This is a genomic window from Micromonospora sicca, assembly GCF_003172935.1.
In the GTDB taxonomy this organism is placed as follows: Bacteria; Actinomycetota; Actinomycetes; order Mycobacteriales; family Micromonosporaceae; genus Micromonospora; species Micromonospora sicca.
The window spans coordinates 63,442-79,950 of sequence record NZ_QGKS01000294.1 but is presented as its reverse complement, the minus strand read 5'-3'; the positions used below and the strand labels follow the sequence as shown (position 1 = coordinate 79,950).

The window sequence follows — 16,509 nt, the reverse complement described above, 5'->3', positions numbered from 1 at the left end:
GCTCTCCTTCTGGTTGTCGACGGGGGTCGGGTTGGGTCAACGGGGGTTCACGGGAACCGCGACGACGTGCTCGGCCCGCCAGGTCAGCCGGATCGGCTTGCCGCGCAAAGCCGCCACGTCGGCGGGGGAGGTCTGCTGGTTCTGCTGCATCGCGACGACGCGCGGCCCGGCGTCGAGGTCGACCACGAAACGGGTCGCCGCTCCCGCGTAGATCACCTCGACGACCTGGCCCGCCGCGCTGATCTCCTCGGTGGACGCGGGCGCGCCGCCGAGGCGGATCTTCTCCGGGCGTACGGAGAACACGCCCTCGCGGCCGAGCACCGCGCGGGCGGTCTCGCCCTCGAACAGGTTGGAGGTGCCCACGAAGCCGGCGACGAACGGGGTGGCCGGGCGCTCGTACACCTCGGCGGGCGTGTCGACCTGCTCGATCCGGCCCTGCTTGAACACCGCCACCCGGTCGCTCATCGTCAGCGCCTCCTGCTGGTCGTGCGTGACGAAGACGAAGGTGATGCCCACCTCGCGCTGGATGGCCTTCAACTCGACCTGCATCTCCTCGCGCAGCTTCAGGTCCAGCGCGCCGAACGGTTCGTCGAGCAGCAACACCGCCGGCCGGTTGACCAGGGCGCGGGCCAGCGCGACCCGCTGGCGCTGCCCGCCGGACAGCGCGCCGGGACGGCGCTCGCCGTACCCCTCGAGGCGGACCGCCCGCAGCGCCGCCGCCGCGCGCTCCCGGCGCTCGGCGCGCGCCACCTTGCGCACCCGCAGGCCGTACTCCACGTTCTGCTGGACGGTCATGTGCGGGAAGAGGGCGTAGTCCTGGAAGACGGTGTTGACGTCCCGGTCGAACGGGGCGAGCCGGGTGACGTCGCGGCCGGCGAGCGTGACGGTGCCGGCGGTCGGCAGTTCGAATCCGGCGATCATCCGCAGCACCGTCGTCTTGCCGGACCCGGAGGGCCCGAGCATGGAGAAGAACTCCCCATCGGCGATGTCCAGGTCGACGCCGGCGACGGCCTCCACGGCATCGAACGACTTGCGCAGACCGGTCAGGCGGATCGCGGGTTCCGACACGGCGACAGGCTCCAACTCTTCAACGAATCATGAGACCCGAGCAGGCACTGGCTACGGATTCTCCAGCGGAAGAATAGGACCGCAACGGATACCGTAGTCAAGGGTTGTTTTCGGATCGTTCGGTCGCCGCCCGGTCGCCGGGCCGCCGACCAGGGCCGGGACACCCGGTGAGAGTTTCCGCCGGCCCTGCGGCAAGGGCGGCCGCAGCCGCAGGAGGCCGAGCACGGCACGCGACCGCCGCGTCGCACCGTCCGGCGCGGTGGATCCGATCAGACCAGCGCCCGGGCCGCGTCCGGGCTCAGGTCGTGCCCGGCGGCGACCAGCGTGTCGAACCGCTCCCGCCCGAGCGCGGCGACCAGGCGCCCGCCGATCCGGTCCAGTTCGTCCCGCTCGGCGGGCGCCGCGGCGAACTCGGCGGCCCGCCGGGCGGCGGCCGCCGCGCCGAGCAGCCGGGCGGCGACCTCCGGCTCGGACCAGGCAGTGGCCGAGGCGATGCCCTCGAGGGCGCCGATCGCGTCGCGCGGGGCACCCATCGCCTGCGCCACGTCGAACGCCTCGACGTGCCGGGCCAGCCCGGTCGCCGGGTCGCCCCCGTGTTCGGCCGCGTATCCCAGCTCGACCAGCACCATCGGCAGGAACAGCGCCGGCTGGGCTTCCCGGCGGGCCAGCTCCACCAGGTGCTCGAGGTGAGTGGTGGCGACGTCCAGTTTGCCGTCCCGGCGGGCCGCGAAGCCCAGGCTCAGCTCGGCGAACACCAGGGCGCTCCCGGAGTCCTGCTCGGCCGCCAGCCGGTACGCCCGCTCGGCCAGCTCCCGGGCCTGCACGTAGTCGCGGGTCTGCACCGCGAGCCAGGCCAGCCAGGACAGTTTGCTGCTCACCTCGGGCCACAGCGACAGCTCCTCGGCCCAGCCCAGGCCCTCGCGGTGCAGGGCGGCGGCCCGGTCGTACTCCCCGGTCAGCTCGGCCAGCCCACCCACCCAGTCGCTGGCCTGCAGCCGGCCCCAGCGGTCACCCAGCTCGGCGAAGAGCTGCGCGCAGCGGGTGCCGTCCCGATCGAGGGCGGCCAGGTCACCGGCGGCGTGCGCCAGTTTGGCCCGGCTGCTCAGCACGGCCGCCTCGGTCCACCGGTCGGCGGATCCTTCCGCGGCGGCCAGCAGCTCGGCCGCCCGGGTCAGCTCGCTGCGGTGGATCAGCGCGGCGGCCACGAACCAGGTGCCGCGACTGTCGTCGTACGCGGAGATGTCGGCGGTCTCCAGCCGGTCGCCCTGCAGCAGCGCGAACCCGACCCGCCAGGCCGCGGCCCGGGCCTGCGCCGAGCTGTCGCCGTCGAGCGTCAGCGCCCGGCGGGCCTCGCTGAACCGGCCACGCAGGAACCAGTACCAGGTCAGCGCGACCGCGAGGCGCAGCCCGCCGCCATGCGCCAGCGCCGATCGCAGGTTGGCGTTCTCGGCGTCCAGCGTGACCAGCCACTCGGCCTGGCCGGGGCCGCGCAGCTCCGGGTCGGCGCGTTCGGCCAGGCTCGTGTAGTACGCGGCGTGCCGGGCCCGCACCGCGGCGGCCTCTCCCGGGCGGTCGGTGTCGAGGCGGTCGAGGCAGAACGCGGCGACCGACTCGAGCAGCCGGTAGCGCGGGCCGGTCCCGGTGTCGTCCATCACCACCAGGGACCGGTCGACCAGCCGGGTCAGCACCTCCACATCGGCGTCGCAGACCACCTCGGCCGCGTCCAGCGTGCAGCCGCCGCTGAACACGGCGAGCCGGGCCAGGACCGGGCGGTCCGGGTCGTCGAGCAGGTCCCAGCTCCAGCCGATCACCGCGGCCAGGGTCCGGTGCCGGGCCGGCACGTCCCGCTGCTGGGTGGCGAGCACCTTGAACCGGTCGTCGAGGCGCTCCACCACGCCGGTGACGCCGAGCGCGCGGACCCGGGTCGCGGCCAGTTCCAGCGCCAGCGGCATGCCGTCCAACCGGCGGCAGAGCTGCGCGACGACGGGCGCGGTGCGGTCGTCCAGCCGGAACCCCCGCTGCTGGGCGGCGGCGCGGGCGGCGAACAGCCGGGCCGCGGCGGACCGGCGGACCGCGTCCGGGTCGCGGTCGTCGTCCGGTACGGCCAGCGGCGGCACCTCCCACACCAGTTCGCCGGTGAGACCGAGGGGTTCCCGGCTGGTCGCCAGCACGGTGACGTCGGGAGCGTCCCGCAGCAGCCGGGCCACCAGGCCGGCGGCCGGCTCGATGACGTGCTCGCAGTTGTCCAGCACGAGCAGCAGCCGCCGTTGCCGGATCGCGGCGAGCAGCCGGTCGGCGGCCGGGACGCTGACGCCGGCCGCCTCGTGGACGTCCAGGACGGCCAGGATCCGGTCGGCGACGCCGGGATCGCCGGGCGGGAGTGCGGCGAGTTCGACGAGGTGGACCCTGTCCGGGCGGGCCTGTTCGCGGGCCGCCTCGGTGGCCAGCCGGGTCTTGCCGACACCGCCGGGGCCGGTGAGGGTGACCAGCCGCTGCTGCGGGATCAGCGTGCGCAGTTCGGTGAGCGCCTCGGCCCGGCCGACGAGCTCGTTCAGCCGGGCCGGGATGCTGTTGCGGATCCGCGCCGCCCGGGGTGGCCCGGTCAGGTCGGCGTCCTGCGCCAGGATCCGCCGATGCAGCGCGACCAGCTCCGGGCCGGGGTCGAGGCCGAGTTCGTCGGCGAGGCGGTCGCGCAGGTCGGCGTAGCTCTCCAGGGCCTCGGTCTGCCGGCCGGCCGCGTACAGGGCGCGCAGGTGCAGGGCGCGCAGGCCCTCGCGGAGCGGGTGTCGGGCGACCAGCTCGGCCAGGTCGGCGGCGACCAGATCGTGTTCGCCGCGGGCCAGGCGGGCGTCGGCGAGGCGCTCGAGCACGGCAAGTCGCTGCTCGGTGAGCCGGATGGTCTCGGCGCGGACGTACTCGGAGTCGGCGAAGTCCGCGTACGGCTCGCCCCGCCACAGCCCGAGGGCCTCGGTCAGCCGGGCCACGTCCCCGGCCGCGGCCAGTTCGGCGAACCGGTCCGCGTCGGCGGTCGCCCGCAGGAGGTAACCGGGCGGGCGGGACTCCACCAGGTCGCGGGCGCCGGGTTCGGCGTCGTTGAGCGCCTTGCGGAGCTGGGAGACCCGGACCTGCAGGGCGCCGGCCGGGTTTGCCGGCGGGTCGTCGCCCCAGAGGTCGTCGATCAGCCGGTCCGCCGAGACCACCTGGTTGCGGTTGGCGAGCAGGTCGGCGAGGAGCGCGCGGACCTTGACGCCCGGCACGGTGACCGGCTCGCCGGCGTCGGTGGTGACGGCGAGCGGGCCCAGGACCCCGAACCGCATGCCGGCCACCTTACAAGCCGTAAGCCGGTCGGAAGTCGACCGTAAGCGGGGCGGCGCACGGTGTGGGTGTCAGCGAGTCCGAGAAGGGATCATCGTCATGAGCTACGCACCGGTCAACGGCCTGGACCTGTACTACGAGGAGCACGGCACCGGCAGCGGCCGGCCCCTCGTCCTGATCCACGGGGCGCTCTCCGGGATCGGCACGTCGTTCGGCACGATCCTGCCGTTCCTGACGAAGACCCGCCGGGTGGTCGCGGTGGAACTGCAGGCGCACGGGCACACGCCGGACATCGACCGCGACCTGACCGTGGAGGACTTCGCCGCCGACGTGGTGGCGCTGCTCGACCACCTCGGCATCGACCGGGCGGACGTGTTCGGCTGGAGCATGGGCGCCGCGGTCGGGCTGCGGCTGGCCACCGATCACGCCGACCGGGTCGGCCGGCTCGTCCTGGCGTCGGTGTGCTTCACCCTCGACGGCATGTACCCGGGCCTGCTGGACGGCATCCAGGACCTGCGGCCGGAGCACCTGCACGGCTCGGAGTTCCACGAGGAGTACCTGCGCACCGCCCCGGACCCGGCCGGCTTCGCCAACCTCGTGGCCAAGGTGAAGCGGCTCGACGGTGACCTGCCGGAGTGGACGGCCGACCAGGTCCGGGCGGTCGCCGCGCCCGTGCTGCTCGTGCTGGGCGATTCGGACATCGTCCGGCCCGAGCATGCGGTGGAGATGTTCAAGCTGCTCGGCGGCGGGGTGCCGGGCGACCTGACCGGGCTGCCGCGGTGCCGGCTGGCGATCCTGCCGGGCACCACGCACACCTCGATCCCGCAGCGGGCCGAGTGGCTGGCGCCGATGGTCGACGAGTTCCTGGACGCCTAGGGGATCGGCCGACGCCGCCGACGGACCGGTCGCTTCGCAGGTCGGAGGGCAGCAGCGACGCCCGGACTCACACCGTCCGGGGCGTCGCTCCACCTCACGGTTTCAGGAGTTTCCGCCGGCGCTGCGGCAGCGCTCGACCTCCGACCACACGGCGGACATCCCGGCGAGCCAGCGGTCGAACAGGGGGAGCCGCCAGTGCCGGCCGGCTACCGCGACTGGCCGGTCGGCGTCGTGGCGAGTCCGGTGCAGGCGCGCAGGTTCGCGTACTCGTGGGAGATCCGGGCCGCCTCCTCCCCGTCGGCGAGCCGGGGCTGGCCGGTACGCCGAGAGATCAGCGCCGGGACGAACTCGGTCTTCACGATCGCCGACCCGTGCAGGGTCACCCGCAGCACCCCCGTGTCGTTGCTGTAGGCGTCGTCCCGCCACCACAGGAAGTTGCCCAGTCCGTACTGGACGAAGGTCCTGCCCAGCCAGCCGTCGCCGAGCAGCAGATGGGCGTGGGTGCCGACAACGAGGTGGGCGCCGGCCTCGGCCATCGCGCCGGCGAACTCGCGCGCCTCGGCTGATGGGCACGATTCGCCCTCCACGCCCCAGTGGACGTAGACGACGATCACGTCGGCCCGCTGCCGGGCGGCCCGCACCGCCGCGACAGCGCGGCTCAGGTCCCGCGTCATCGCGATGCCGGCCTCGGTGTCCGTGGCCTTCCACGACGACCACAGCTCGGCGACCTGGCTGAAGGCGAGGAACGCCACGGTCGTACCGCGTATCTCGGTGATCCACGGCGCGTACGCCGCCGCCGCGTCGGCGCCCGCCCCGACGGCCGGGACCCCACTGGCCCTGGCCGCGTCCAGGGTGTCGCTCAGCCCCACCCGCCCGTAGTCCAGCGTGTGATTGTTCGCGATCGACACGACGTCGATGCCGGCCGCCTTCACCGCTCCGTACGTGCTCGCCGGCGCCCGGAAGTGGAACTCCTTCGGCTCCGGGGTGCCCCGCGTGGTCACCGCGGTCTCCAGGTTGACCATCGTGAGGTCCGCGCTGGACAGGGTGGCGGAGATCGACCCGAAAGCGGTTGCCGGGTTGCTCAGCAGCCCGGCCGTACGGTCGGCGAAATGCACGTCGCCCGCGAAGGCCAACGTGATCTCGGCGGGTCCAGCCTGCGACGGGGATGCCGCCACGGAGGCGGATCGGGCGGGCCCACCCGCCGGCCGGGTCGGTGCCGCGTCGCACGCGGCCAGGGTCAGGGTCGCCACCACCGCGACGAGGGATCGTGCCCATTTCACTCGCCGCATCGTACGGCGGAAGCCCCTGACGCTCGGCCCACTTGGGCAGAACTGGTCGAGCGGACCTGACGGGCATGACGGGCGCGCTGGGGCCCCGTAGATCGACGCCAACCGCGGTCGGCGCTGCGGAGGACCGCCGGTGCCGATCGGGTCAACCGTTGACATGCCGTCACCACGACCTGCACGGAGTGCGTTCGCGTGATCGCATCGCTACCATGGGTCAGCGTTCTCGGTGGAAGGAGGTCGTCTCCGCGTGCGATGTCCCGCCAGGCCACCCGCTCCCGCGGCCGCGCCGGGGCGATCTGCGCCGCCTCCGTCCGACGGACTGGCCCGGTTCGTCCGGCGGGTCGTCCTGATCGCGGCCGCCGTGGGCGCCGGCTTCCTGGTGGCTGCGCTGTTCGACGGGCCGGCCGTCGCGAGCGCGGCTGACCGCACCGGTTCCGGTGAGCACCACCAGCACATCCGCGTCGCGCTCGACTCGAGCGGATCGCTCGCTCGCCAAGAACGTCCGGCCCGGCGGGATCACCCGGCGGGGGGCGGCGCGGCCCGGCCCGTGACCCTGCTGCGCGCTGTCGTCGGTGGCCTGGCCGCCGCACCTGACCGGACACACCCGACCCGGACACCGTCGTCTGGGGACGCGTCGTCCGTGGTCGCGCCCCGGACCCGGACCCCGCTCTCATTCGGTGTAGACGGTGGCAGGCCGGCCGGCCGGCCTGCCGAACGCCGTGCGGATCGGCGTCAGAATTCCGCCGGCGGCCTCGGGCGGCGGTCCGCCGATCGTCAGGGGCCGCGAGTTCCCGCCAGGTCGCCGACACCGCTGGCGGGGCCGAGCGTGGCCCGACCGGCTGTGGTGGCGCTGGTTGTCGCCCCGCTTCCGCACGTCGTGCGTGCCGTGGACACCGTGCCGATTCCGTCCCTCGTCACGACGCTCATCCGGGCCGCCGGAGCCGTTCTCTCGCCCGTCCTCGGCCTGGTCAGCGGTCCGGCAGTCCCGCCCTCGCCCGGCCCGACCGCTCCGCCCCCGGCGCCGGCGGCCGAGTCGGGCTCCGGTAGGGCGAGCGGCCCGACAGCCCGTCCGCTCACCGCCTCGGAGCCGCCCCGGGGCCCGAGGCCCGCGCCCGCGCTTGCGAGGGCTGCGCCGACCATGGCGAAACCGCCGTCGGCGTCCGTCGTCGGACCGGTGGGTCCGGCCGCGCCGATCGGGCGGGGCGCCGCGCGGCCGTGCCCGGAGTCGGCGTCGTCCGGACAACCCGGCCGGCCCGTCCCACCCGCCGACAAGGCTGCCGTGGGTGTCCAGGACGGACCGGGGCCCGGGCCAGGACTGCTCCGCGCGCCCGGCTGGCCGTCGCGGTGCCGGCCCGGCCAGTTCCAGGACCTGGTGCCGGTCCTCGTCGGGGGACGATCTCCCTCAGCGGTCGCCCGTCCCGGCTGAGCCGGACGACCCGCCCGCGGTCGCCGGCCCGAAGGCCGTGCCGGCCCCGCTGGCGTGGTCCAACGGCGCCCGCGCCCCGTCCACCGCGGCGGTGCGGCGGGACGAGGGCTGCCCGTCTGTCGCGCCCGATCCGGCCGTGCCGCCCCGTCGAGAGTTGCGGGGCCGATGGCCGTCGTGACGCGTACCCGAGATCGGAGAAACGTGGTGATCCACGTTGTCGTGGCCGAGGACATGGGTCTGCTGCGCGGTGCGCTCTGCGCCGCGCTGTCGAGTGAGGAGGACATGAATGTGGTCGCCGACGTGGAGGGTGCCGGTGAGCTGTTGACGGTGGTCCGGCGCTGCCGGCCGGACGTGGTGGTGCTGGCTCTGGCGCCGGAGCTGCCGGACCCGGTCGAAGTGCTGGCCAGGATCGGCGCCGAGGCGCCGGGCAGCGCCGTGCTGGCGATGAGTCACCGGTGGAGTCCCGCCCTGGCCGAGGCGGCGCTGGCGGCCGGGGCGCGGGGTCTCCTCGGCAAGGACGGATCGCTGCCGGACCTGGTCCGGGCGATCCGCGCACTCGCCGCGGGGGAGCGGGCCATCGACCCGGCCGCCGCGGTGGCGGTGCTCTGCCCCCCGGAGACTCCGCTGACCCCACGGGAGCTGGACGTGCTGCGGGTGGCTGCCGAGGGCCTTCCGGTGAAGGAGATGGCCCGTCGGCTCTATCTGGCGCATGGGACGGTGCGCAACCACCTGTCGGCGATTCTGCGCAAGACGGGGGCCCGCAACCGGATGGAGGCGGTGTGGCGCGCGCGGCGTGACGGCTGGTTCTAGTGGTCGGTGGGCGGGTCCGCCGGCCATGTCCCGGGCCCGCCCCGTAGCCGTGCAGGACCCCAAGGTGCGTGTTTGAATGCTGACGTTGAGTGATCGATGCTGAAGATGCGCAGGAAGGTCCACCGTGATCCGTACCCTGCTCGCCCTGGAGGGTGCCCTGGTTCGGGGCGCGCTGTCCTGCGTCCTCGCCGCGGAGGAGGACATCAGCGTGGTCGCGGAGGTGGATCGCGGCGACGCGGTCCGCCCGGCGGTACAGGCACAACGCCCTGACGTGGTGGTGGCCGATCTGGACCTCATCGCCGAGGACGTGCCCGGCCCGGTCGGCCCGTGTCCCCTCCTGGTGCTCGCCCACCCCCGCAGGGCGCGGGGGCTGCGCGGCATGCTGTCCGCGACGCGGATGGTCGGCATCCTCGGCAGCGACGTGGGCCCGCAGCGGGTGGTGGAGGGGATCCGGCGGTTGTTCCGCCGCGAGCCCGTGCTCGACGCGGACCTCGTCGTCGCCGCGCTGCGCCCGGACGGGCCGCTGACCAGCCGCGAGATCGAGGTCCTCAGGTTGACCGCGGCGGGGGCGCCGGTGGCGGAGGTCGCCGCGTCGCTGGGGCTCGCCCGCGGCACCGTCCGCAACCACCTCGCTCGGATCGCCCGTAAGGCGGGCGCGCGTACCCGGGTGGAAGCCGTGCGTGTCGCCCGGGAGGCGGGCTGGATCTGAGCACCCGGCGGCGGTGGCTCACACCCGCCCGGCGGGCGCCGCGCCGGGCGGCACCGGGACGTCGTCCCAACAACCGACGAGTAGTCGGTAGGTCGCCGAGCGGGCCAGTAGTTGCTCGTGCGTACCGACGACCGGCTTGTCGCCGTCGAGCACCAGCACCCGACGGGCCCGGATCGCGGAGCTGATCCGGTGCGCGATTACCACCAGGGTGCCTGCCCGCTGCGCGAAGGCGCCCTCGACCGTCGACTCCAACGCCGGGTCCAGGTGGCAGGTCGCCTCGTCGAGGATGGTCAGTGGGGCGGCCGTCAGCCAGGCCCGGACGGCGGCGATGAGCTGCCGTTCGCCGGCGGAGAGCAGGGCGGGCGCGACGGGCGCGGCCAGCCCGCCCAGGCGGGTGGCGAGCGCGCGGGCGCCGAGCGCGTCGAGGCCGGCCTCCAGGGCGGCGTCGTCGGCGTCGGGCCGCAGGTAGCGGAGGTTGTCGGCGAGCGAGCCGGTGAAGACGTACGCCTCCTGCGGCACCAGCACCCGCATCCGGGCGAGCACCTCCGGTTCGGCGCCGGCGACCGCCGCGCCGGCCAGGTGGACGGTGCCGGCCTGCGGGGGCACCAGTCCGGCCATCAGCGCGGCCAGGGTGGACTTGCCCGCGCCGCTCGGCCCGACCACGGCGAGGTGGTCACCGTCGGCCAGGGTCAGCGAGAAGTCCTCCAGTACCGGCTGGGCGAGCAGGCCGTAGCGGAAGGTCAGTCCGCGGATCCGCACCGCGGGCACCGGACCGGCCGGTCCCGTCGACCGGCCGGGGCTCGGTGCCCGGACGGCCGGGGCCGGCGGGCGGTGGTCGTCGGGCGTCGGGCAGGTGCGCAGGATGTTCTCCAGGGTGACCGCGTACCGCAGGCCGCCACCGCCGACGCCCTGCACCAGGGTGTGCAGGGCGGGTTGCAACCCGGTGGCGACGTAGATGAGCGCGCCGAGCACGGCGCCGGCGCTCAGGCCGCGCTCGACCAGCCACGGCGCGGCCAGGAGCAGCACCACCAGCGGCAGCCAGCCGCCGATGCCCAGGCTGAGACTGCGTACCGCGGCCATCCGGGCCACGGTCCGTTCGGCGTGGGCCTGTGCCGACACCCGTACCTCCACGTCGGCCACGACGCGAGCCTGCGCCCCGCAGGCGAGCACGTCCCGGTGCCCGGTCAGGGCGGCCGCGGCCGACTGGCCGAGCTGTTCACCGGCTCGGACGTACGCGCGCTGGTGCCCGACCATCGCCGGCAGCGCGGTGACGAACACGGCCAGACCGACGACCAGCGGCGCGGCGGCCAGCGCCGCCACCACCGGGGCCAGGGCGAACAGGCCGAGCAGGGCCGCGCCGGCGGCGAACAGGAAGCCGCGGGTCACCATCAGCAGGCCACCGAAGGTGTCCCGGACGATCTCCACCTGGTGGGTCAGCCGGGCCAGCGCCGCGCTGTCCGGACGACCGCCGGCCCGGGTGGCCTCGCGGAGCGCGGCGTGGACCACCCGCCCGGCCAGCTCGTCGCGGAACGGCTCGACCACGGCGCCGAGGCTCCGGTACGCCCGACCCGTGGCGGCCGCGCCGACGAGTACGGCCACGGCGAGGGCACCCAACCAGGCCAGGCCGGTGAGGAGGCGTCCGGCCAGGAAACCCTCGTCGACGGCGCGGGCGACCAGATAGCCGGACAGCAGCGCGGGCAGCGCCTCCACCAGTGACCAGCCGCAGAGCCGGGTGAGGTCCCGTCCTCGGGCACGCAGCGCCCGCCAGGTCACCCGGCGTACGCCGCTCACGAGCCGTCACCGGCCGGCAGGAAGACCGCCCGGTAGGCCGGGTCCACCCAGAGCCGCCGGTGCGGAGCCAGGCCGCGCAGCCGGCCGCCGTCGAGCCAGGCGACGAGGTCGGCCGCTTCGGCGGTCGCGGCCCGATGGGTGACCACCAGGCGGGTACGCTCGCCGGCTCGCCCGGCCACCGCCTGCGCGATCCGGTGTTCGGTCGCGGTGTCCAGGCTGGACGTGGCGTCGTCCAGGATGAGCAGGCGCTCCGCGGCGAGGGCGCGGGCCAGTCCGAGTCGCTGGGCCTCACCGCCGGAGAGCGGCGTGTCCTCCAGCGGGGTGCGGAAGCCGTCGGGCAGTCGGGCGACGACGTCGGCGACCGCCGCCGTACGGGCCGCGCTCAGGACCGGTGGCGTGGCCGGGCTGCCGTCGGCCGGCGGTGACGCCGAGCCGGCCGGCAGCGCCAGCCCGATCGCGTCGTGGACCGTCGCACCGATCAGCACCGGCCGGCCGAAGGCGTAGCCCACCGCCCGGCGCAGTGCCGCCCGGTCCAGCTCGCGCAGCGGCACCCCGTCCAGCCGCACCTCACCGACGTCCGGGTCGTGCAGCCGTCCCGCCACCGCGGCGAGCGTGGACTTGCCCGCGCCCGACGTCCCGACGACGGCGACGGTCGCGCCGGCCGGGACATCCAGGTCGACGCCCGCCAGGATCGGCCGGCCGTCATCGCCGTGCACGCTCACCCCGCGCAGCCGGAGCCCGCCGCGGCCCGGCGGAAGCGTCCGGTCGCCGTCGGCCACGACGGGTCGGGCCAGCAGTTCGGCGACCCGGTCTGCGCCCGCCCGGCTGCGGACCAGATGGTTCAGCGTGGCGAGCACCCCGCCCAGTCCGGCGCCCATGGCCGCGTACCGGACCGCGGAGACCAGCTGCCCCGGGGTGAGCCAGCCGGCGGTCAGGGCGTACCCGCCGACCGCGATCACGGTGAGCTGCAACAGCGGCGCCACCGCCGAGGTACGCGCGCTGGCCCGGGCCAGCAGCTCCCAGCCGCGGCGGCCGTGCCGGCCGAGCTCCGGCAGGGCGGCCAGCACCCGGTCCTCCTCGCGGCGGGTGGTCGCCGCGGCGGCGATGGTCCGGGCCCCGGTCAGCGACTCCAGCAGTCGGCCGGCGATCGCGCCCAGGGCCTGTTGGTATCCGGCGGTGGCGGCCGAGGCGTCGGTGACGAAGGCGCGCATCAGCACGGCGAGCAGGCCGAGACCGGCGAGCAGGGTGGCGCCCAGCACCGGCTCCAGGACGGTGAGCGCGACGACGCTGCCGAGCGGCGGCAGCACCGTCACCACCGCCAGCACCACCGAGTTGCCGGCCTGTCCCGCGTCGGCTGCCTGGCCGACCAGCCGGCCGACGAGATCACCCACCGGGTGACGGCGGGTGGCGCGCACGTCCAGCGCGAACAGGTGCCGGAGCAGGTGCCGGCGGAGCCGGGCGGTGGCCCGCGCGGCACCGTATCCGCCGGCCAGGTCGCTGAGGGTGTCGGTGCAGACGAGGACGACGACCAGGCCGCAGGCCGACACCGCCCACCAGCGGGAGTCGCCGGCAAGGGCGGCGTCGACGGCGCGGCCGAGGGCCGCGGGTAGCAGCAGTTCGGCGGCCGCGCCGGTCAGCGCGACCGCCGCGAGCACGGCCGTCCAGCCGCCGCCCTCCCGGACCGTCCGCCGGAGCAACCCGTCTCCCGCGGCCAACGTCTGCATCGGTCCTCCCGGTGTGGCGGCGGTTGCCCCGGGTGGGCACGTCTACCCACCCAGGGCCCCGCGTGGTGCCCGCGATCAGTTGCAGGTCGTGACGGAGAGCGAGCTGTCGCCGCAGAGCAGCAGGCTCGCCCGGCTACCGCCACCCGTACGGTCGGCCGGAGCCATCTCCAGGCCCTGAAGGTCCAGAAGCGCCATGTCGTGTCACCCCCTTTCCGCTGGTCGGTCGATCCGGTCGCCCCCGCTGCCGCGGGGGAGTCTCTGCGCGCCCGGCAACGGCGCGAGGAAGGGCAGCACCGGCGGCTGGTCGTGCTGCGCGCAGGCCAGCGCGTACAGCACTCCGGCGGTGCCGGTGCCGAGGTCCATGGACAGCCGCAGCAGCTGCTCGCCGGGGAAGGCAACCCCGTCCCGGTACGGCAGAGCGTGCCAGGCCAGTCGTTCCCGCTGCGCGGCGAGCTCCCGCCGCTGGTCGGCGTCGTCCGCCGAGGCGGCGAGGTACGCGATGATGCCGGCCCGCCCGGCGAACAGCCCGGCCTGCGCGTAGAACGGTGACCGCGCCGCGCGGCGAATCCCGGCGCTCGCCTCGGTGAACCGTTCCTCGGCGCGGTGGCGCAGGTACTGGTCGAGGACCAGCCCGATGCCGACGCTGCCGTGCGCCAGGTACGGCATGGTCCGCCAGCCCTCGTTGACCTCAAGCGCGCCGTCGGGGCGTACCACGCACCGGCGCAGGTCCTGGCGCAGCGCCGTGGCGGCGTGCTCCAGCAGCGTCTCGTCGCCGCTCAGCTCGTGCAGCCGCAGCAGCATCAGCGCCGCGCCGGTCCGGCCGCGCAGCAGCCCGGCGTACGGGTGCCGCCCGCCGCTGACGTCGGGGCCCGGGTCGTCGGCGAGCCGGTCGACGACCTGCTCGGCGGCCCGCCACGCGGCGTCGCGCAGCGACGTCTCCCCGGTGCGCCCGGCCAGCTCGGCCAGGTTGAGGGCGATCCCGGACAGGCCGCTCGCCAGGCTGTGGTCCAGCCCGTCCCAGGGCTGCCGGAGGCAGATGTCGAGCACGTCCAGCGCGTCCTGTCGGCGCCCGAGGTGTTCCAGCGCGTACGCGACACCGTGCAGCCCGTCGTAGAAGCCGCAGCGGGTCCCGGACGGGGGCGAGCTCGCCCGCCGCACCAGCCAGTCCTCGTGTTCCGGCCAGCGCCCGGCGCCACTGGCGGCCAGTGCGTACAGGACCCCGGCGGCTCCGTGGCCGAGGTTGAGGCCGCCGCTGCGGAACTGCTCGATGTCGCCGGGGAAGAGCCGGTCGTCCCGCTGGGGTGTGGCGCTGGCCAGGATCGCCGTGGTCAACCGCTGCCGCACCGCCGGCCAGTCGCCCGGATCGAGCGCCGGCTGCGGGTCGTGCGCGCCACCGCGGGTGGAGCCGGTGATCTCCTCGACGGCCGGGTCCAGGAAGGACCGGGGCACCGGGAGGTTGGCGGTGACGATGTCGGCCAGGTGCGCCGCCTTCGCCGGGGCGAGCCGGACGAGCTGGGTCAGCGGCAGGAACAGCGCCAGCCGCAGGCAGGCCAGGGCGTACCGGTCCACCGCCGGCCCGGTCCGGTCCCGCGGGGCCGCGAAGCCCTGGTTGCGCAGGCCGGGCCGGCGGTGTCCGGCGATGGGCGCGGCGACCTCGAAGTCGACCAGGGCGACCCGGTCGTCGGGGCGGACCATGATGTTGAACAGGTGCAGGTCGCCGTAGACCAGGCCCCGGTCGTGGATCGCCGCGATCAGCGACTCGACCTGTTCGTGGATGTGCCGGGCCCATCGGACGTACGCCGCCCGGTCCTCGTCGGTCGCGTCGGCGTCGATCAGTGGGTACCGGTCGACCAGCACCTTGTTGAGCGGGCGGCCCTCGATGAACTCCAGCGCCAGGAACCGGTGCTCGCCGAGGGTGAACTCGTCGTGCACCCGCGGCACCTGCGGCAGGTCGGCGAGCTGGCGCAGGGCGGCCGCCTCCCGGGCCAGCCGGGCGACGGCGTCGGTGGCGTCGGCGTCCAGGCCGGTGTGCGGCCGGGCCTCCTTCAGCACCACCTCCGTGTCGGTACGCAGGTCGCGGCCCACGTACAGCCCGCCGCCGTTGGAGAAGTGGATCACCCGCTCGATCCGGTAGGGCACCTCGTCGGTGCTGGTCGCGCTCCGGGCGGCCAGGTGCGGGCCGAGGAAGTCGGGCAGGGTGATCCAGTCCGGCACGTGGAAGACCGGGTCCCGGCGGTCGGGCACCAGCGCCCCGGAGCCGTCCTCGATGGCCGGTACCACCTGGCCGTCGGGGGAGTGGCAGTAGCGGGCGGCGAAGCCGCCGTAGCGCACGTACACCGGGCCGGCGCCGTAGCGCAGGTCGCTGAGGATGTACGGCCCGGACTCGCCGGCGAGCAGTTCGTCGAGTTCCTTGCAGGCCAGCTCCAGCTCCGCGTCGTCGCGGGGGTAAACCGTGATGAACTTGCCGCTGGCGGCGCGGGCGGCGTACTTGGAGTTGCGCAGCAGCAGCGTGCGGGGGCCGCGCAGGAACTTGAAGGACAGGCCACGGGGGACGCAGTACGCCCAGACGGCGTCCAGCACCCGCTCGGCGTTCGCCAGGCCCGCGGACACGTGGATCTTCCAGCCCTGCTGCGGCAGCGAGCCGCCCTCGGGCGCGTAGATCAGCCAGTCGTCGAGCGGCTCGCGTCGCCAGCCGGTCGGGACCGGCCGCTCGGCGGCCGGGAAGGCCGGCTGCGCGACCGCGCTGCCGAGCGAGTCGTAGAACAGCCGATCCGCGGCGCAGTAGCTGTCGTAGCGCTCGTCCACCGTCACGACTCCCCTCGCGAACTCGGCCGGCTGCCTCCTCCGGCGACGGATTCGAGTCTCATCGACGGAACAGGCCCGGCCACAGTGCGCTTGGTCATGACGCTCGATGCGTCACGCACGGGTACTCATGACAAAAGTCAGACCCCACCCGTGCGGTGGCGACCGGGGCGGCGCGTCCGCCGATTGCGCGACGCGCGGCGCCCGGCCCACCCACGTCGACCAGGTCGAGGTCGGTGCGGCCGCTCAGCGCCGCCGACAACGCTGCGGACAGCCCGTACGCCCCGACGGGGATCCCGCCGCCGATGGCCTTGCCGATGGTCACGACGTCGGGATCCAGTCCCCACGCGGCGGTCGCGCCACCCGGGCCGGCGGAGAAGGTGTGGGTCTCCGTTGATGAGGTAGGTGCCGTGCGCACGGGTCAGCTCCCGAACCCCGGCCAGGTAGCCCGGCTCGGGCAGGACGATGCCGATGTTGGTCAACGCCGGCTCCATCAGCACGACGGCGACGTCGCCGTGGGCGAGTTTCCGGGCCAGGCCCTCGAGGGCGGGCGAGGCCGCGCCGGTCGTGCTGCCACGACGCCTGACTCGGCGTGTCGGAGGCTCATCGACTGACCGCTTTGGGCAACAATCGACGATTGTGGTGGGCGTTGTGGGACGACTCGGGAGGGTGCCCGTGCAGCGGCGTGGCGGCCGACGATTC

The 16,509-nt window shown here is 75.0% G+C and carries 11 protein-coding genes; 3 read left to right on the top strand and 8 right to left on the bottom strand.

What is annotated here, in order from left to right:
- Nucleotides 1–36: 36 nt before the first annotated feature.
- Both DKT69_RS24575 and DKT69_RS24570 read right to left on the bottom strand, forming a co-directional pair.
- The gene (locus tag DKT69_RS24575; RefSeq protein ID WP_109803857.1) at nt 37–1,068 is read right to left on the bottom strand and encodes an ABC transporter ATP-binding protein; all 1,032 of its coding nucleotides are present in this window, start codon (nt 1,066–1,068) and stop codon (nt 37–39) included.
- 269 nt (nt 1,069–1,337) lie between these two features.
- Nucleotides 1,338–4,385 carry an AfsR/SARP family transcriptional regulator gene (locus tag DKT69_RS24570; RefSeq protein ID WP_109803856.1) on the bottom strand — a complete coding sequence of 1,016 codons (3,048 nt, stop codon included), beginning with the start codon at nt 4,383–4,385 and terminating at the stop codon, nt 1,338–1,340.
- Between the two features lie 97 nt (nt 4,386–4,482).
- On the opposite strand from DKT69_RS24570, the gene DKT69_RS24565 reads away from it, so the two are divergent.
- Complete coding sequence (locus tag DKT69_RS24565) at nt 4,483–5,259, top strand: alpha/beta fold hydrolase (protein WP_236648207.1); 777 nt, start codon at nt 4,483–4,485, stop codon at nt 5,257–5,259.
- Between the two features lie 206 nt (nt 5,260–5,465).
- Here DKT69_RS24565 and DKT69_RS24560 read toward each other — a convergent pair whose 3' ends face one another.
- Nucleotides 5,466–6,539 (bottom strand): CapA family protein, encoded by a 1,074-nt coding sequence (locus DKT69_RS24560; RefSeq protein WP_161557942.1) that lies wholly within the window; start codon nt 6,537–6,539, stop codon nt 5,466–5,468.
- 1,636 nt (nt 6,540–8,175) lie between these two features.
- On the opposite strand from DKT69_RS24560, the gene DKT69_RS24550 reads away from it, so the two are divergent.
- Complete coding sequence (locus DKT69_RS24550) at nt 8,176–8,781, top strand: response regulator transcription factor (protein ID WP_236648206.1); 606 nt, start codon at nt 8,176–8,178, stop codon at nt 8,779–8,781.
- A 124-nt stretch (nt 8,782–8,905) separates the two neighbouring features.
- On the top strand, nt 8,906–9,490 hold the full coding sequence (locus DKT69_RS24545) for a response regulator transcription factor (protein ID WP_109803852.1): 585 nt from the start codon (nt 8,906–8,908) through the stop codon (nt 9,488–9,490).
- Between the two features lie 18 nt (nt 9,491–9,508).
- On the opposite strand, the gene DKT69_RS24540 is transcribed toward DKT69_RS24545, so the two are convergent.
- The 5 genes from DKT69_RS24540 to DKT69_RS40065 form a co-directional block, all read right to left on the bottom strand.
- Nucleotides 9,509–11,281, bottom strand: a complete 1,773-nt coding sequence (locus DKT69_RS24540) for an ATP-binding cassette domain-containing protein (RefSeq protein WP_109803851.1) — start codon at nt 11,279–11,281, stop codon at nt 9,509–9,511.
- Nucleotides 11,278–13,005 (bottom strand): ABC transporter ATP-binding protein, encoded by a 1,728-nt coding sequence (locus DKT69_RS24535; protein ID WP_109803850.1) that lies wholly within the window; start codon nt 13,003–13,005, stop codon nt 11,278–11,280. The genes DKT69_RS24540 and DKT69_RS24535 overlap by 4 nt, the downstream gene beginning before the upstream one ends.
- Nucleotides 13,006–13,080: 75 nt before the next feature.
- Nucleotides 13,081–13,200, bottom strand: a complete 120-nt coding sequence (locus DKT69_RS24530) for a SapB/AmfS family lanthipeptide (RefSeq protein WP_013734295.1) — start codon at nt 13,198–13,200, stop codon at nt 13,081–13,083.
- A 6-nt stretch (nt 13,201–13,206) separates the two neighbouring features.
- Nucleotides 13,207–15,810 carry a class III lanthionine synthetase LanKC gene (lanKC, locus tag DKT69_RS24525; protein ID WP_109803904.1) on the bottom strand — a complete coding sequence of 868 codons (2,604 nt, stop codon included), beginning with the start codon at nt 15,808–15,810 and terminating at the stop codon, nt 13,207–13,209.
- Nucleotides 15,811–15,904: 94 nt separating this feature from the next.
- Nucleotides 15,905–16,225 carry a hypothetical protein gene (locus DKT69_RS40065; protein WP_236648205.1) on the bottom strand — a complete coding sequence of 107 codons (321 nt, stop codon included), beginning with the start codon at nt 16,223–16,225 and terminating at the stop codon, nt 15,905–15,907.
- Between the last annotated feature and the right edge of the window lie 284 nt (nt 16,226–16,509).